Here is a 15,835-nt window from a genome sequence, read left to right on the forward strand (position 1 = left end):
TGTACCGCGCATGGCCGAGTGATGCCTCGCCGTCCCTCTCTCGCGAGCGAGAGATACGATGGTGTGACACGATCTGCCGCACGCCCGGACGCCGCCACGGTGGCGTCTCGCGAGGCGGTGGCCGCGGCGTCGTGGGCACGAGGCGGCACACCTATGGCTGGAGCACACCATGGATGCGAAGGACGAGGCCGAACGCGGCCTGACGGTCATTCAGGACTACCTGTACTGGGACTCCCACCGCCGGGCCGCTCACCGCCGCGCGGCGGAGTTCGCCGCACACGTGCCCGGACTCAGCGAAGGACAGAAGACCGACCTGGAGTGGTGGTACGTCGAGGAGCAGATCAGGGTCTCTCGCGCCATCGCCCGTCACCTCACCGATCAGATCACGATGGTGGAAGCGCGGCACACCAGACGCTACGCCCGGCTGCGCCGGATGTCCCGGGTGGCGATGGCCGTACTCGCGTCGACCGTCATCGTTCTGGTCATCTCCCTCGTCCTGGTGGCGGCGGGCTGAGCGGCTCGGCACCGCGGTGTCCGTCCGTCACTCCGACGCTTCGAGGAGAAGCAGCAGTTTGCGCAACGCGCCGACGACGATCTCCCGCTCCCGCGCATCGAGCACGGACAGCAGCTCACGCTCGACAGCCAGGTGGCCCTCCAGCCGGCGGTCGAACTCCTCCCGCCCCTGCACCGTCAGACTGACCAGCGAGCGCCGTCGATCGTCGGGTGACGCGGTCCGGACGATCCAGCCGTCACGCTCCAGCCGGTTGAGGCGGCCGCTGAGCCCGGCGGAGGAGACCACGAGGTGCCGCATCAGTTGCCCCGGCGTCAGGGCGTTCCCGGGAGCTGCCCGGCGCAGGGTCTGCAGCAGGTCGAAATCCCCGACATTGGTGATGGTCCTGCCGGGCTGACGGCGCAGCCGATCCTCGAACAGTTCCTCGGCCAGGCGGGCCGCGCGCAGCAGCCGCGCGAGTACCTCGCTGGAGGAGACGTCCACGCCCGGTCGGTGTTCCCCCCATTGGCGCAGCATGGCATCCACACTGTCCCCATGATCCGGGGACGGCTCGACCGCGGACCGCGGCGCGGGGTCCTCCGCTGAGGGGGAGGGGTTCGGAGACACGCACGGGTCGTTCACGACTACCAGTATGGAACGCCGGAAGCGGCTTTTCGTCCAGCCGGTGAGCCACTCGCGCTCACACCGTTATGGAGGACGACGGAGAACGGCTACGACGGTGTCTCAGGAGCGTGTGAAAGTGAGGTAGACTCTTCACAGTGTTCACGGCGTCGGGTTTGACACCCACACACGGCGCCGGGATCGCTCCCCTGCCACTTAGAGCCTGGCGGGGGTATTGTGCCCCGGGCGCCCACCGATCCCCCGCGAGTCGGCGTCCGGGGCCACTCTCGTGGGCCCGAGTGACTGCCCGGGATCATCCGGCGCGGTAGAGACCTCGACCGCTGCGCCGGACACGCGAGGTGCCGACGAGCCGGTCGAGCGTGCTGCGGACGGCGTTGATGCTGCCGCTGTCGGTGGCCCGGCCCAGGGCCACCGCCACGTCCCGGGCGCGCACGTCGGCGTCACCGACCTGCGCGAAGTACTCCAGGATCTGTTCGGTCAGCCTGCCGTACGTACGCTCCCTGCCGACTCGCGACCGGGTCGCGGCCTGCGCCGGACCTGTGACACGGCGCCGAGCAGCGCCGTCGGCGGTCTCGGGCGCGGCCTCGGAGGCCGGTGCCGCCGCGGGGGACGCCATGACGACTTCCAGAGCTCCCAGTGCCCGTTGAACGGTGTCGAGATGAGCGACGACGGCAGCCAGCTCCCTCTCCAGCGCCCGCCTCTGCAGCTCCAGACGGCTGAGATCGGCCTGGAGGCTCTCAGCCGTGACTTCGAGGTCGCGTGTCGAGCGAGATGCCGGAACCATGTTTTCCTTCAAGGAGTGCTGGAACGTCGTCATCGGATGGGTCCCATTGTCACCGTGATGAAGATGTGGTGGCGATTTGATGGAAGCCCGCCTGACAATTGTTGCCACTGACACGTGGAAAGCGCAACGGGTGAGCGCACCCTGGGCACCGAGTCCCACGGCCGGTGGCACCTTCCGGCAGCCTCCTCACAGGCGCCGGACCGCTCCGCGTCCGTCGGCGGGCGGGTGGGGGCGGTTCCACCCGCGCAGCTTGTCGGGGTTCAGGACGGCCCAGACGTGTGTGACGCGCTGGTCGGTGATGTCGAAGCTGATGACGGCGGCGACCTGGTCGTGGTGGCGCACGACGATCGCGGTGCGACCGTTGGCCGCCTGGAGGTGGAGAACCGTGCGGGGGCGGGGGGCGAGGAGCGTGAGGAGGGCCCGGGCGACGTGCTGGTCGCCGTGCACCGGCCTGGTCAGAGCACGGATCTTGCCTCCGCCGTCGAAGAACGCGATGGCGTGCCGGGACAGCAGGGACACCAGATGCCCCGCGTCGCTGAGTACGCAGGCCTGCCGGACGGCGCGGACGATCCTGTCGTGCTGGTCCGACGGGGTGGGACGCGCGCGGTCGGCACGCAGGCTGCGGCGGGCGCTCTCAGCCAGCTCGGCGCACTCGTGCGGGGTACGCCCGACGATGTCGGCGACCGTCCGAGGGGGCATGGAGAAGACGTCGTTGAGCACGAAAACCGCCCGTTCGGACGGGGAGAGGGCGTCCAGTGCGCTGAGCAGGACGTCGCTGACCTCCTCCGACAGAGCCCGGTCGGGCTCGACATCGATGCCGCCGCCCGCCTCGCCCGCACCCGCCAGTTGGCGCGCGGGTGCGGACAGGCGCGCCAGACAGATGGTGCCCGTGCGCTTGGTCAGCCAGACACGCGGATCGCCGATGCCCGACCGCTCGTCGTCGGTCAGGCCGTACCACCGCCGGTAGGTCTCGGTGACGGCTTCTTCGGCGGTCGGCCCGGCGCCCAGCATCCAGCGAGCGACGTCGATCAGATGCTGTCGTTCGTCCAGCAGCTCCGCGAGCGGTGTCGTGTCACCGGTCCCACCCATGAGGTGTCCTTCCTCTGCCGGCACCACAACGCCACCACCGCGGTCGGCTGGCCGTGCCCTCGGCAGAGCAGACCGCACAAGCGCGGATCATGTGACACAGGGGGCCGCGAAAGAGTCGGAAACGGAGGCGGAGGAACAGACGAAGGGACAATACAACCGTGTGACACCATGAGATGTCGCCGACCGTACGCGGCCTCGTCCCACCGACGAAAGGCTTCACCATGCCCGCCATCCTGATCCACGGCGTTCCCGACACCCACCATGTGTGGGACGGTGTGCGCCGTCATCTGACCCGATCCGACGTGGAAGCCTGGGACCTGCCCGGCTTCGGCGCCGAGCGCTCCGCCGGCTTCGGTTCCACCAAGGAGGAGTACGTCGACTGGCTCGTGCGGCGACTGGAGCGGGTCGGTGAGCCGGTGGACCTGGTCGGGCACGACTGGGGTTGCATTCTCACCCTCCGCGTCGCCTCCCTGCGCCCCGACCTCGTCCGTACCTGGGCCGGAGGCAACGGGCCGGTCGACGCCGGGTACGTCTGGCATCCGCTGGCCAGGATCTGGCAGGACCGGGTCCAGGGCGACCGGTACATGGCCGAACTGCGTGCCGAGCCCTTCGCGGAGGAGGTGGCGGCCGGCTTCGACGTACCCCTTCACCTGGCCAGGGCGATGGCGAGCCGCGTGGACGAGCCGATGAAGGACGCGGTGCTCAGGCTGTACAGGTCGGCGCTCACCATGGGAGCGGAGTGGGAGCCGGAGCTGTCCGCGGTGTCCGCGCCGTGCGTCGTCTTCTGGGGAGCTCGGGACCCCGCCTGTCAGATCGAGTTCGGGCGCAGGCTGGGTGAATCCCTGCACTCCAGTGAGGTGGTCGAGATGGACTGCAACCACTGGACGGTGCTCCAGCGCCCGGCGGAGGTCGCGGAGATCCTGGAGAAGCACTGGAGCGCGCACGCCGCCTGAGGGGCGGGCGGGGACGCCAGGACCCGGCCCGGTGCTGTCACACGGGGCGGTGCCGGCCGGTCTTGAGGGGTGAAACCAAGAGAAACAGAGGACACCGTGCGTGAGATCCTGATCGTGGGCGGCGGTTACGCGGGCTTCTACACCGCGTGGGGCCTGGAGAAGAAGTTGCGGCGGGACGAGGCGCGGGTCACCGTCGTCGACGCGCGCCCCTACATGACGTACCAGCCGTTCCTGCCCGAGGTGGTCGCCGGTTCGGTGGAGGCCCGTCATGCCGCGGTCTCGCTCCGGCGGCACCTGCACCGCACCCGCCTGATCGCGGGTTCGGTCACCGAGGTCCGCAACAGCGCGCACACGGTGACGGTCCGGCCGCCGTCCGGGCCGGAGTTCGACCTCCACTACGACATCCTGGTGATGACCGCGGGAGCCGTCACACGCACCTTCCCGATCCCGGGACTGAGTGACCAGGCCTACGGGCTCAAACACGTCGAGGAGGCCGTGGCGATCCGCGACCGGCTACTCACCTCGTTCGACCGCGCGGCGATCCTGCCCCACGGGCCCGAACGCCGTCGGCTGCTCACCGCCACCGTCGTCGGTGGCGGCTTCTCCGGGGTCGAGGGTTTCGGGGAACTGCTGGGCCTGGCATCCGCGTTGCTCAAGCACTATCCCGAGATCGGGGCGGACGAACTCGCCTTCCACCTGGTCGAGGCACGGGGACGCATCCTGCCCGAGGTCACCGACGGGCCGGGGGAGTGGGTGGTGCGCTCGCTGGAGAAGCGGGGTGCGCGGGTTCATCTGAACACTCAGCTCGTCTCCGCGAAGGACGGTCGCGTGGTGCTGTCGGACGGATCGGAGTACGACTCGGAGCTGCTCGTGTGGACGGCGGGCAACGCCGCCAACCCGATCGTGCACAACCACACCGACCTCCCCGTCGACGCGCGAGGTCTGCTGACGGTGCGCGCGGATCTCCGGGTCGGTACGGAGAGCGAGGCCGTGGCGGACGTGTGGGCGGCCGGTGACGACGCCTCCGTGCCCGATCTCGCCGCCGGCCGGCCGGACGCCCGTACGGTGCCCAACGCCCAGCACGCCGTCCGTCAGGGCAAGCGGCTGGCGAAGAACATCCTGGCGTCACTGCGCGGTCGGCCCACCAAAGACTATGTGCACCACAGTCTCGGCGTGGTGGCCACCCTCGGGCTGGGCCGTGGCATCTTCCAGTACCGGCGTCTGGTCATCAAGGGGTTCCCGGCCTGGCTGATGCACCGTGGCTACCACGTGCTGGCCGTACCGAGCTGGGAGCGCAAGGCACGGGTGTTCGCCGTCTGGGTGACCGCCGCCTTCTTCGGCCGCGACGTCATCTCCCTCGCCTCGGTCCAGCGCCCGAGGGAGGCCTTCGTCTCCAGCGGTGACCCACGGCGGAGCGAGAAGTCCGCCGACGCGGACGCCATCGCCGGATGAGCCCCCGCGGACCCCGGGGACAAGGCAGGGCGGCTCAGCGCTTGGCGGCGCGGTAGAGACCGCGGCCCACACGGCGGACACGGGACTGGCCGACCAGACGGTCGAGCGTGCTCCTGACCGCGTTGATGCTGCCGCTGTCGGTGTCGCGGCCCAGCGCGGACGCCACATCCCTGGCGCGGACGTCGGTGTTTCCGGCGTCCGCGAAGTAGGCCAGGATCTGTTCAGTCAGTTTGCCGTACGATTTCGAGCCGTCAGGGCCGGAGCCGTCCTCCGCACGGTCGCCGTCACCGGCACCGTCCTCCGCCTCGTCCGCGGACGGCACGGGTGCGGGTGCCACCGTCGCCGGCACCTCCGCGACCACGTCCGCCGGACGGGCCGCCGGGGCGGAGGGAACGGACTCCGGCATGAGGGCCTGCAGTGCACTGAGGGCCCGTTGCACGGAGCCGAGGTGAGCGGTGACCGCGGCCAGTTCCCGCTCCAGTGCCTGCTTCTGGATCTCCAGCCGCGCCAGGTCCTCCTGGAGGCCCTCGGCGGTGATCTCGATGTTGCGAGCCTTGGGGGTCACGGAGACCATGCGTTCCTCTCGTTCTCACCCCTTGTTCCGGCGGGGCCGCCCGATGCGGACTCCGTCACTCGGCCCGGCACCGGGGGCAGGATACCCGCATTGCCGGGAAACGGCCCACGTCGGGCGGCGAGCACGGCGGACCGGCGGCACGACGACCACGATGTCCGTCGCCACGCGCCACCGGACCCGCCCGTCCGCTGTGTCAGGCCCGGCCCCGCTTCGAGCGGTCGGGCCCGGTGCCGCTCTCCCGCTCCTCGGGCGTCTCGCCGTCCGTGGGCCCGGTCACCGGGCGCTGCAGTCGCCGCAGGGTCTCGGAGACCGCGTCGATGCGGGCGTCCACCGAGTCGATCGCCTCTCGGAGCAGGCTCAACCGCCCTTCGAGCAGGGCGGCCTCCGCCGCCAGCGAGGCGGTGGCGGCGGCGGGATCGGTCTGCCGGTCAGTGCTTCGGGACATCCCTGGTCCTTCCTCAGCTCGTGCCGTCGGCTCGTGAACCGTCGACATCGCATTGACCGGACAGTGACGAGCGCTGTGACAGCCCTGTGCGAGGCCCGCGCGTCACCCCGGTGTGCAGCCGGGCTCGGGGGCGGCCGGCGAGCGCCCGCTCACACAGGCTCCCGCGGCTGCGGCACGCAACATGGGGGGCAAGTTGACTCCTTCCGCGAAACGGGTGTGTGAGAGGCCGTCACGGGTAGGAGGACCGCAGGGCTTGTCCGTAGGGCACGACACGTTCCAATGCCTTGGACACAACGTCGGAAAGTGTGACCGTGTGAAGCTGCGCGGTGTGGCGTGGGAAGGAGGTTCCCGCGCACCCCCGGGACATGGATGCGGCGGTTGCGGTGCCGCGGGTAACGTGGCGATGCGCGCGATGCGGGAGCCGCACGCAGGAGGACGAGTCGTCACAAGGACGGGTCGTTCAAAAGGAGGAGCCGGTATGGAGCCAGTGGTTGACACCATGCCGCTCGGAGAGCTGCTCGACGAGCGGCGGCACCTGCTGGACGTCGCGCACTGGATGCTGGGGAGCGGCATCGCCGCCGAGCACGTCACTGACGAGGCGTACCGGGAGTGGTACGCGCTCTCCGAGCACCAGCGGGACCGCATAGGCCACCCGCGGGCCTGGCTGACCCGTGTCGTGGGCAGCATCTCCCTGGCACGGCTGGCCCTGTCCGATGGTGGCGGGGGCCCCCAGGGTCCCGCGGGCAAGGAGAGCCGTGGAGTGTCCGATCCGGCTCTGGAGGACGCTCTCGGCGCGCTGTGGGCCGGGGCGTTGGACGCGCTCACACCTGCGGAGCGAGCGGCTCTCGTACTCAACGACGCCTTCGGCAGCGCGGTCGCAGAACCCGTGAGCACCGCGGGACCGGCAGGCCGGGACCGGCCGGGACCGGCGGACACCGAACCGTTGGACAGAGCCCGGCACAGTCTCCGGGCCAGGGCCGCATGCCCCACGCCACCGCGCGTGGAGGACGAACTGGTCGAGGCTGTGCGGCAGGCGTGTGCCGACGAGGACGCGGACCGTCTGGCCACCATGCTGGACCCCGACGCCGTCGCGTTCTACGACGGCGGAGGCAAGGTCCGCACGCTGACACGGCCCGTCGTCGGCGGCCCACGCGTCGCCCGGAGTCTCCTGACCCTGCTGGCCCGGCACCCGCGCACCACTGTGCACACCCGTCCCGTCAACGGGCGCACGGGTCTCGTCGCACGCTACGACGGCCAGGTCGCCGCCGTGGTCTGCCTCGACCTGGCCGGCACACGCGTCGTACAGGTATGGGCCGTCCTCAATCCCGACAAGTTGCGCTCCTGGAACCGCCCCCGCGCCTGACCTGCCCCGTCCCGCGCCTGACCTATCGCGTCAGCGGCCCGCTCAGACGCAGAGGGCGGGTGCGGAGCGGTGACGGGTGCGGGAGTGCAGGAAAGCGGCGATCTTGGCCGGGTTGAAGACCCACATCACCTGGTGGATGCCACGGGACGTGGCCGCGACCGTCATGAAGGTTGCGGGTCGGCCGTCCCGGTGGATCAGGATGCCGCCACGTCCGTTGGCCTCCACCGGTTCGGCCTCGACCGCGGGCCAGAACCGCGGGTGCGCGGTGGACAGGTTCGCCACGCGGGCACGGCCCAGGACGGGCACCCGTGCCGCTCCCCGGATTCCGTTGCCGTCGGACAGACTGACCGCGTTCGGGGTGAGCAGTGCCTCCAGGCCGGCGACGTCACCCTGCCGGGCGGCGGCGACGAACGTCTGGAGCAGCGTCCGGTGCTCCGCGGCGTCGACGCTGTCCCGCTGGTCCTCGCTGAGGTGTTTGCGGGCCCGGCTCACGATCTTGCGGACGTTGACGGGGTTGAGACCCAGGATGCGCGCGATGTCGGGGTAGGCGTAGTCGAATGCCTCCCTCAGGACGTAGGCGGCGCGCTCGGTCGGGGAGAGCCTCTGCAGCACCAGGAGCAGGGCCAGTTCCAGTGCCTCCGCCCGCTCGGCACCGACCTCCGGGTCGTTGCTGGTGTCGACGGGCTCCGGCAGCCACGGACCGATGTAGGTCTCGCGGCGGACGCGGGCGGACTGGGCCACGTTGATGGCCAGCCGGGTGGTGGTGCTCGACAGGAACGCCACGGGGCTGATCACGAGGGTGCGGTCGGTGCGCTGCCAGCGCAGCCACACTTCCTGGACGACGTCCTCGGCCTCCACCGCACTGCCCAGCACGCGGTAGGCGATGCCGAAGAGGCGGGGCCGGAGTTCGACGAAGACGGAAACGGCCTCGCTCAGGTCGCCTGCCACGGGGGTCGCCTCTGGATGCATGATCCCGGGTCTCCGTTTCTCTGTTGCCGGTGTGTGCGGAGGCGGTCGGACGACTCTTCGTCCTGACCGCCGGAGCGCTGGCCCGGCGTACTGAGGGATCGGCAGGGCGCGGTGCTCACCTTCGCTCCGAACGACCGGCGGCGCCGACATTTCGTTACACCTTTGCGCGGGCTTTTTCTGCGGATCTTGCGGACCGGTGCACGGCCGTGTCCGGAGGCGGTCCTGTCGCGCGGACACGGGGCACGGCGGGATGTCACATTCGCACCGACCGCCCGGTCTTCCAGTGAAAGCGACGCTGCGCAATCCGAATTATTCCCGCACTACCTTTGTTCGACGAGCCACCCACCGAACCGGTATCCGTTGCTCATACAGGAGAACAATTCATGGACTGGCGTGTAAGGGGCCTCTGCCTGACCGAGGACCCCGATCTCTTCTTCCCGATCGGCGGCCTCAACAGTGGGCCGGCGGCGATACAGACGGACGAGGCGAAGGCAGTCTGCCGTCATTGCCCCGTCACCCGGCAGTGCCTGGCGTGGGCCGTCGATGTGGGGCCGGTCGAGGGGATCTGGGGAGGCACCACGGAAGGGGAGCGCCGCGCCCTGCGGCGGCGCGCGGTGCGCGCGTCACGCGCGACGGAGAGCGCCGCCTGAGCGGCCGGACGACGCGCGGGCGTGGTCCGGACACCGATGCGGGTGGGCGGGGACGGTCCACAGCCCAGACCACCACCGCCCACCCGCCTCGGTGTCCCGTCAGGCCGCCGCTTCCTGCTCTGTCCGTATGGCCGAGATGTCCAGGGTCAGCGTCACCTTGTCGCTGATGAGCACACCCCCCGTGTCGAGCGGTGTGTTCCAGGCAAGCCCCCAGTCCGAACGTCGCAGGGTGGCGGAGCCCGCGAAGCCGACTCGGTGGTTGCCGAAGGCGTCGTCACCGGCCCCGCCGAAGACGACGTCGATGTCCAGGGGCAGTTCGATGTCCTTGATGCGCAGGCTGCCCGTGAGGCGGAACTCGTCGTCGCCTAGCGGGACGATCCCGGTGGAGTGGAAGGTCATCAGGGGAAACGTCGCGGAGTCGAAGAAGTCGGGCCCCGCGAGGTGGGCGTCGCGGTCCGCCGCACCCGTGTCCATGCTGTCGGTCTGGACACTCACGTACGCCTTGGAACGGGACGGGGCGGAGCCGTCGAGCACGAGAAGGCCTTCGAAGCGGTCGAAGCGGCCGCGCACATTGGTGATCATGGCGTGCCGGACGGAGAAGCCGATCGTGCTGTGGACCGGGTCGATGGTGTAGGCACCGGTCACGGCCGGGTGCGCACCGAGGGCCGGGGAAGTGGCGTTGTCGCGCTGGATCATGATGGTGAGTTGGCTTTCTGTGACGAGAGGGGCCTGCCGCGCCGCGGTGCGGACGACAGGCCCCCTGTGGTGGGTGCGGACCCCTCGCACGGGACCCGCCACCCGACGACTCAGCGCTGCTGCGCGAGCCAGTCGGCGAACCGGGTCTCGGCGATGTGCGCGTCCGGACCGGGGAGCAGCGTGGTCTCCTTCAGCTCCGCGCCGAAGTACGGGGCGTGCACGTCGGCCACGACCTGGCGCGGGTCCTTCTTGGCGGCCAGCCCCTTGCGGATCAGCTCGTCGAGCTGGAACTCCTCGGGGCCGGCGACCTCCACCACCCCGCCCACGGGGGTGCCGACCGCGGTACGGCCGACGGCGGCGGCCACATCGTCGGAGAAGATGGGCCGGATCTTGACCGGGGCCAGCCGGACGGTGTCACCGTCGGTCGCCGCCTCGGCGATGCCCTTCATGAACTCGAAGAACTGCGTGGCGTGCACGATCGAGTACGGGATGCCCGAGTCCTTGATCAGACCCTCCTGCGCCTGCTTGGCGCGGAAGTAGCCGCTGTCCTGGAGCCGCTCCGTGCCGACCACGGACAGTGCCACGTGGTGGGTCACACCGGCGTTCGCCTCTGCCTTGAGGAGGTTGGTGGTGGAGGTGCGGAAGAACTCCATGACGGCGTCGTCCTCGAAGGAGGGCGAGTTGGAGACGTCGATCACGACGGAGGCGCCGGTCAGGACCTCGGCCAGGCCCTCGCCCGTGAGCGTGTTGACACCGGTGTTGGGAGCGGCCGGGACCGCCTCGTGACCGTGCTCGTTGAGCTTGGCGACCAGCTTGGAACCGATCAGTCCGGTACCGCCGATGACTACGACCTTCATGTGAATATCCTTTCGGGATGCGCGTTGTCGCCTGTACCAGACAAGACCGAATGCTCACTCGCTCTGTGACAAGGCGGACTGCCATATCGGTGTTCTGGCGTTTCTGGCGCTTCTGGAGTTCAGGTGTTCTTGCTTTTCCGGTGATCGGACGCCTGTTACTCGACGAGCTTTCCGTCGGTGGACACGTCCGCCATGAGGGACGCGATCTCGTCCGGGACGTCGGGAATGTGCTCGTGGGTGATTCCGGTCGTCGGAGACCAGACCAGGTTGACGCGGAAGGCGGGGTCCATGTCCGGGAAGTCGCTGCGGTTGTGACAACCACGGGTCTCCCGGCGTTCCAGTGCCGCTTCGAGGGTGGCGCGGGCCGCCAGGGCGGCCGACTTGAGGTCGAAGGCGTGGGCCAGGTCCTGGAAACCGGCGATGTCGGGATGGACGCCGACGTTCTGCATGCGCTTCTCGACGGCGTCCAGCTCCGCCAGGCCGGTGCGCAGACCCTGTTCGTCCCGGACGACACCGGCGTGCTCGGTCATGGTGTTGCGGATCGCGCGCTGGAGCGCCCGGACGTTCTCGGGCCCGTCCGCGGCCAGCAGCTCGTCGACCTCGGCACGCGCCTCGGCCACCGCGGTCGCGGACCGGGGCTGCGCCGTGAGGGACTCCGAGTAGGCCGCCGCGGCCTGGCCGGTGATACGGCCGTAGACGAGGAGTTCGATCAGGCTGTTGCCGCCGAGGCGGTTGGCGCCGTGCAGACCGCTGGCCGCCTCGCCGATGGCGTACAGACCGCGGACGTCGGTGCTGTGGTCCTCGGGACGGACCCAGACGCCGCCCATCGAGTAGTGGGCCGTCGGGGCCACCTCGATGGGTTCACGGGTGATGTCGAGCATCTGCAGATCGAGGAGCGTCTGGTAGACCCGGGGCAGCCGGTTCATGATCGTCTGGCGGGGCAGGTGGGAGACGTCGAGCCAGACCCCGCCGTTCGCGGTGCCCCGGCCTTCCTTGATCTCGGTGTACGAGGCGAGTGCCACGCGGTCGCGCGTGGACAGTTCCATGCGCTCGGGGTCGTAGCGGTTCATGTACCGCTCGCCGAGGGCGTTGCGCAGGATGCCGCCCTCACCGCGGGCGGCCTCGCTGACCAGGGTGCCCGCGGCGTTCTCCGGTTCGATGATGCCGGACGGGTGGAACTGCACCAGCTCGGGGTCGCGCAAGCGGGCCCCGGCTTCGACGGCCAGGCGGAAGGAGTCGCCGGTGTTCTCGTCCCGGCGTGACGAGGTGCGGCGCCAGATGCGCGTGTGCCCGCCGGCCGCGAGGATCACGGCGTCCGCGTGGACGAGGTGGCGGGTGCCGTTGGTCAGGTCGAAGCCGTAGGCCCCGAAGACGGCACCGTCGTGCACCAGGAGACGCGTGATGTAGACGCTGTCGAGTACCGGGATGTCCAACTGAACCGCGCGCCGGATCAGGGTGCGCTGGATCTCCAGGCCGGTGTAGTCGCCGGCGAAGGCGGTACGGCGGAACTTGTGGGCGCCGAAGAAGCGCTGCGAGATGCGGCCGTCCCCTTCGCGGGCGAAGGCCATGCCGTACCGCTCCAGGTCGTCGATGCCCAGGGCCGCGCCCTGGGTGACGATCTCCGCCGTACGGGGGTCGCCGAGCAGGTAGCTCTCCTTGAGGGTGTCCGCGGCGTGCTGCTGCCAGGAGTCCTCGGGGTCCATCGTGGCCAGGGCCGCGTTGATGCCGCCGGCCGCCAGGGACGTGTGGGTGTCCTCCTTGGGACGCTTGCCGACGGCGATGACGTCGACGCCGGCCTCGGCCAGCTCGATCGCCGCCCGCAGGCCGGAACCGCCGGTACCGATCACCAGCACCGTGGTGGAAAGACGTTGTTCGGTGAGAGGCACGCTTGCTCCCGTCGCTCTGGGTGGTCACTGACTAGGACCACATCGGGCGGTGGTTTGTGACATCGGCGGCGCGCGTGTGTCACAACGTGCCGGGGTCCCCGGTCATCTGGACGAACCTGACGACCCTGCGACGAGGCGCCGGGGGATGTCCGACGGCCGAGGAGGAGAAGACGGATGACGTACGTCATCGCACAGCCCTGCGTCGACATCAAGGACCGGGCGTGTGTCACCGAATGCCCCGTGGACTGCATCTACGAGGGCGCGCGCACGCTCTACATCAACCCGGCGGAGTGCGTCGACTGCCATGCGTGCGAACCCGTCTGCCCCGTGGAGGCGATCTTCTTCGAGGACGATCTGCCGCGGCACTGGGCGCACTACCTCGCCGTCAACGCGGAGTACTTCGACGAGGCGGCTTTCCCACCGCGCGTACGGCGTGACGCGGTCGGCGATCACCCGGTGGTCGAGGCACTGCCCCCGCAGAGCGGGCCACACAAGAAGGAGATCTCCTTCTTCACCGTCCGCAAGGAGGAAGCGGCCGACGCGGATCTGTGGTTCCCCTCCTGACCGGCCGCCGCCACCGAGCATGCCCGGTCAGGAGGCGAGTGTGATGGTGGTGGGCGTTCCTCTCCACGCCATGCGCGCGTAGGGGCACAACGCGTCGGCCTTCTCGATCAGCTCGTCGGCCGTCGTGGGGTCGACGCCGGGCCACCGCACCACCAGATCGACGCGCAGCAGATAGCCGCCGTCCTCCGGGTCCCGGCCGAAGGCGACGGTCGCCACGACGGAGATCGCCGCGGGATCCAGCGCCTCCTGCCGGGCCAGCAGGCTGAGCGCGCCGTGGAAGCAGGCGGCGAAACCGGCCGCGAAGAGCTGCTCGGGGTTGGTTCCCCGGCCGTCACCGCCCAGCTCGGCCGGCATCCGCAGATCGAGGTCCAAGGCCCCGTCGGCCGAGTGTGCGTGGCCGGAGGCCCGCCCGTGCGAGGCCGCACCACCGTGGACGGTCACCGTGGTGGTGTAGATGGGCGAGAACTCCTCCCCGTCGAAATCCTTCTCGGTCGACAGGGTGGGCAACTTGATCCGCTCGGTCACGGCATGGCTCCGGTGTCGTCGTGGTACGCGGTCCCGGCAGACGTCCGGGACGACTGGATGACCGACGAGCGACCGTTGTTGTGACGCCTGCCCCGTCGGTGGCCGAGGACCCCCGACCGCAGGTCAGTCCCGCAGGGAGGCCACGTAGGGCGCCAGTTTGGCCGGGTTCATCACCCACATCAGCCGGTCGATGCCGTCCGCCGAGATGTCGGCGGTCAGCAGGGCGACGGCCTTCTCGCCGGAGAGGACCAGGACGGCCGGCCGGCCGTTCGCCTCGACCCACTGGACCTGCGACTGCGGCCAGAAGCGCGGAGCGAAGGCCACGAGGTAGCGCGAGACGTGGGGCAGCCCGACGACCGGGATCCTCGACGCGCCGCGGATACCGTTGCCGTCCGTGTAGCTGACGACGTCGGCGGTGAGCACGTCCTCCAGGCCCGACAGGTCTCCCGTCCGCGCCGCGGAGAGGAAGACCTCCAGCAGCCGTCGATGGGCTGTCGGGGTAACGGCCTCCTTGCGTTCGGCGGCCAGGTGCTTGCGGCCCCGGCTCACGAGTTGGCGGGTGTTGGCCTCGCTGGTCTCCAGGATCTCGGCGATCCGTCCGTAGGGGTAGTCGAACGCCTCCCGGAGCACGTAGGCGGTGCGCTCCACGGGGTTCAGCTTCTCCAGGAGCAGCAGGACCGCCATCTCCACGGCCTCGGAACGCTCCGCGCCCAGGTGCGGATCCTGCGTGGTGTCGACGGGCTCGGGGAGCCAGGGCCCGACGTAGGACTCCCGGCGAATCCGCGCGGACTGGGCCACGTTGATCGCCAGCCTCGTGGCGACCGTGGTCAGGAAGGCGGCCGGTTCGTGCACCTGTGAACGGTCGGTGCTCTGCCACCGCAGCCAGGTCTCCTGCACGACGTCCTCGGCCTCCGCCGCACTGCCCAGGACCCGGTACGCGATACCGAAGAGCTGCGGGCGCGCCGAGAGGAAGTCCTCCGTCGCCTGGTCAAGGGTGCCGGGTGGGGCGCCAGCGTGCATGGAACATCCCTTCTGGCTTCGTGCACCCCATGCTACAAGCGGGCGCGGACGGGCGCGTCGGCGGAGGGGCGCACGCGTGCGCATGGGCCCCACAGGTGGCACACCGTGGCAACGGGTCACCCTCGGACACGCACTGTCGTCGGCGGAGCCCTGTGTCCGGCCGTCGCGCCCGGCCCCGCGCACGTGCCCTGTCACGGATCGATCGCGCACCCGGTCAGGACAGCGAACCGCCAGGGACCAGAAGGGGCACACCGTGTCGGACAGGACGCCGGCCCTCGATGCCGTGCACGGCATGCTGACGCTGTTGTTCGCCGTAGTGGCCCTGCACGTGCTGTGGCACGCTGTCCGGTCACCGGGTGCGGGCCGCCGTGACCGCGTGGACGTCGTCCTGCACTGCGCCATGGCGGCGGCCATGGCGGCGATGCCCTGGAGTGCCGGCCCGCCCCTGTCCGGCCGGGCCGCGACGGTGTTCTTCACCGCCGCCGCGCTGTGGTTCCCGCTGACCGCCCGGGCCGCGACGGTGTTCGCCGACCGGCTGGCGCCCGCCGTCGGCATGGCGGCGATGGCCTGGATGTCGCGGGCCCCGTCCGCCGCCGCCTCCGAAACCGTGGCTGCCGCGGGCGTCCCGGCCGCGCACCACACCACGGCCCACGGCCATGCCGCCGACGCCTCGACGACGGCGGCCCTGGTCACCGTCGTACTGACGGTGTATCTCCTCGGCTGCGCCCTGCGGTCGTTGACGCGTCCCATGCCCGCGCTGCGGACCGCCACGGACCCCGCGCACCGCGCCGCCGCCATGAACCCGTACGGGCACGTGCGCGACGGCGCGATGGCGCTGGGGACGGCCGTGATGCTGCTGCTGCCCCACTGACCGCC

17 protein-coding genes and 1 pseudogene are annotated in these 15,835 nt (G+C 70.4%); 7 read left to right on the top strand and 11 right to left on the bottom strand.

Annotation, left to right across the window (positions count from 1 at the left end; all coding sequences use genetic code 11):
• Nucleotides 1–169: 169 nt before the first annotated feature.
• Nucleotides 170–514, top strand: coding sequence for a hypothetical protein (locus tag ACZ6IM_RS33195; protein ID WP_402678255.1), 345 nt, complete (start codon nucleotides 170–172; stop codon nucleotides 512–514).
• Between the two features lie 27 nt (nucleotides 515–541).
• On the opposite strand, the gene ACZ6IM_RS33200 is transcribed toward ACZ6IM_RS33195, so the two are convergent.
• From ACZ6IM_RS33200 to ACZ6IM_RS33210, 3 genes are all read right to left on the bottom strand, one after another.
• Nucleotides 542–994 carry a MarR family winged helix-turn-helix transcriptional regulator gene (locus tag ACZ6IM_RS33200; protein WP_469561744.1) on the bottom strand — a complete coding sequence of 151 codons (453 nt, stop codon included), beginning with the start codon at nucleotides 992–994 and terminating at the stop codon, nucleotides 542–544.
• A gap of 430 nt (nucleotides 995–1,424) precedes the next feature.
• Entirely contained in the window at nucleotides 1,425–1,916 is a 492-nt protein-coding gene (locus tag ACZ6IM_RS33205; RefSeq protein ID WP_402678257.1) for a hypothetical protein, read from the bottom strand.
• Between the two features lie 186 nt (nucleotides 1,917–2,102).
• Nucleotides 2,103–3,005 (bottom strand): sigma-70 family RNA polymerase sigma factor family protein, encoded by a 903-nt coding sequence (locus ACZ6IM_RS33210; RefSeq protein ID WP_402678258.1) that lies wholly within the window; start codon nucleotides 3,003–3,005, stop codon nucleotides 2,103–2,105.
• A gap of 173 nt (nucleotides 3,006–3,178) precedes the next feature.
• Between ACZ6IM_RS33210 and ACZ6IM_RS33215 the strand changes: the two genes are divergently transcribed.
• Complete coding sequence (locus tag ACZ6IM_RS33215; protein ID WP_469561748.1) at nucleotides 3,179–3,958, top strand: alpha/beta fold hydrolase; 780 nt, start codon at nucleotides 3,179–3,181, stop codon at nucleotides 3,956–3,958.
• Between the two features lie 96 nt (nucleotides 3,959–4,054).
• Nucleotides 4,055–5,410: an NAD(P)/FAD-dependent oxidoreductase gene (locus ACZ6IM_RS33220; RefSeq protein ID WP_402678260.1), complete on the top strand. Its 1,356-nt coding sequence runs from the start codon at nucleotides 4,055–4,057 to the stop codon at nucleotides 5,408–5,410.
• A gap of 34 nt (nucleotides 5,411–5,444) precedes the next feature.
• On the opposite strand, the gene ACZ6IM_RS33225 is transcribed toward ACZ6IM_RS33220, so the two are convergent.
• The gene (locus tag ACZ6IM_RS33225; protein WP_469561751.1) at nucleotides 5,445–5,984 is read right to left on the bottom strand and encodes a hypothetical protein; all 540 of its coding nucleotides are present in this window, start codon (nucleotides 5,982–5,984) and stop codon (nucleotides 5,445–5,447) included.
• 193 nt (nucleotides 5,985–6,177) lie between these two features.
• Nucleotides 6,178–6,429, bottom strand: coding sequence for a hypothetical protein (locus tag ACZ6IM_RS33230; RefSeq protein ID WP_469561754.1), 252 nt, complete (start codon nucleotides 6,427–6,429; stop codon nucleotides 6,178–6,180).
• Between the two features lie 478 nt (nucleotides 6,430–6,907).
• Here ACZ6IM_RS33230 and ACZ6IM_RS33235 point away from each other — a divergent pair, with 478 nt between their 5' ends.
• Entirely contained in the window at nucleotides 6,908–7,792 is an 885-nt protein-coding gene (locus ACZ6IM_RS33235) for a sigma-70 family RNA polymerase sigma factor family protein (RefSeq protein ID WP_469561757.1), read from the top strand.
• Between the two features lie 42 nt (nucleotides 7,793–7,834).
• On the opposite strand, the gene ACZ6IM_RS33240 is transcribed toward ACZ6IM_RS33235, so the two are convergent.
• Nucleotides 7,835–8,761, bottom strand: a complete 927-nt coding sequence (locus tag ACZ6IM_RS33240; RefSeq protein WP_402678264.1) for an RNA polymerase sigma-70 factor — start codon at nucleotides 8,759–8,761, stop codon at nucleotides 7,835–7,837.
• 383 nt (nucleotides 8,762–9,144) lie between these two features.
• Between ACZ6IM_RS33240 and ACZ6IM_RS33245 the strand changes: the two genes are divergently transcribed.
• Entirely contained in the window at nucleotides 9,145–9,411 is a 267-nt protein-coding gene (locus tag ACZ6IM_RS33245) for a WhiB family transcriptional regulator (protein ID WP_003972036.1), read from the top strand.
• 99 nt (nucleotides 9,412–9,510) lie between these two features.
• Here the strand turns inward: ACZ6IM_RS33245 and ACZ6IM_RS33250 are convergent, their stop codons facing one another.
• The 3 genes from ACZ6IM_RS33250 to ACZ6IM_RS33260 form a co-directional block, all read right to left on the bottom strand.
• A complete protein-coding gene (locus ACZ6IM_RS33250) occupies nucleotides 9,511–10,107 on the bottom strand; it encodes a YceI family protein (protein ID WP_361462689.1) in 597 nt (198 codons plus the stop codon).
• A 110-nt stretch (nucleotides 10,108–10,217) separates the two neighbouring features.
• Complete coding sequence (locus ACZ6IM_RS33255) at nucleotides 10,218–10,964, bottom strand: SDR family oxidoreductase (RefSeq protein WP_361462692.1); 747 nt, start codon at nucleotides 10,962–10,964, stop codon at nucleotides 10,218–10,220.
• A 155-nt stretch (nucleotides 10,965–11,119) separates the two neighbouring features.
• Entirely contained in the window at nucleotides 11,120–12,850 is a 1,731-nt protein-coding gene (locus ACZ6IM_RS33260) for an L-aspartate oxidase (RefSeq protein WP_399936933.1), read from the bottom strand.
• Nucleotides 12,851–13,024: 174 nt separating this feature from the next.
• Here ACZ6IM_RS33260 and fdxA point away from each other — a divergent pair.
• Nucleotides 13,025–13,336 (top strand): annotated as a pseudogene (gene fdxA, locus ACZ6IM_RS33265) (ferredoxin); the annotation flags it as partial.
• A gap of 105 nt (nucleotides 13,337–13,441) precedes the next feature.
• Here fdxA and ACZ6IM_RS33270 read toward each other — a convergent pair.
• Together ACZ6IM_RS33270 and ACZ6IM_RS33275 are read right to left on the bottom strand one after the other, a co-directional pair.
• Nucleotides 13,442–13,939 carry an Ohr family peroxiredoxin gene (locus ACZ6IM_RS33270; protein ID WP_402678266.1) on the bottom strand — a complete coding sequence of 166 codons (498 nt, stop codon included), beginning with the start codon at nucleotides 13,937–13,939 and terminating at the stop codon, nucleotides 13,442–13,444.
• Nucleotides 13,940–14,062: 123 nt separating this feature from the next.
• A complete protein-coding gene (locus ACZ6IM_RS33275; protein ID WP_469561764.1) occupies nucleotides 14,063–14,959 on the bottom strand; it encodes an RNA polymerase sigma-70 factor in 897 nt (298 codons plus the stop codon).
• Between the two features lie 253 nt (nucleotides 14,960–15,212).
• Between ACZ6IM_RS33275 and ACZ6IM_RS33280 the strand changes: the two genes are divergently transcribed.
• Nucleotides 15,213–15,830: a DUF5134 domain-containing protein gene (locus ACZ6IM_RS33280; protein WP_402678268.1), complete on the top strand. Its 618-nt coding sequence runs from the start codon at nucleotides 15,213–15,215 to the stop codon at nucleotides 15,828–15,830.
• The last annotated feature ends 5 nt before the right edge of the window (nucleotides 15,831–15,835 follow it).

This window comes from Streptomyces sp. NPDC042336 (assembly GCF_055581985.1).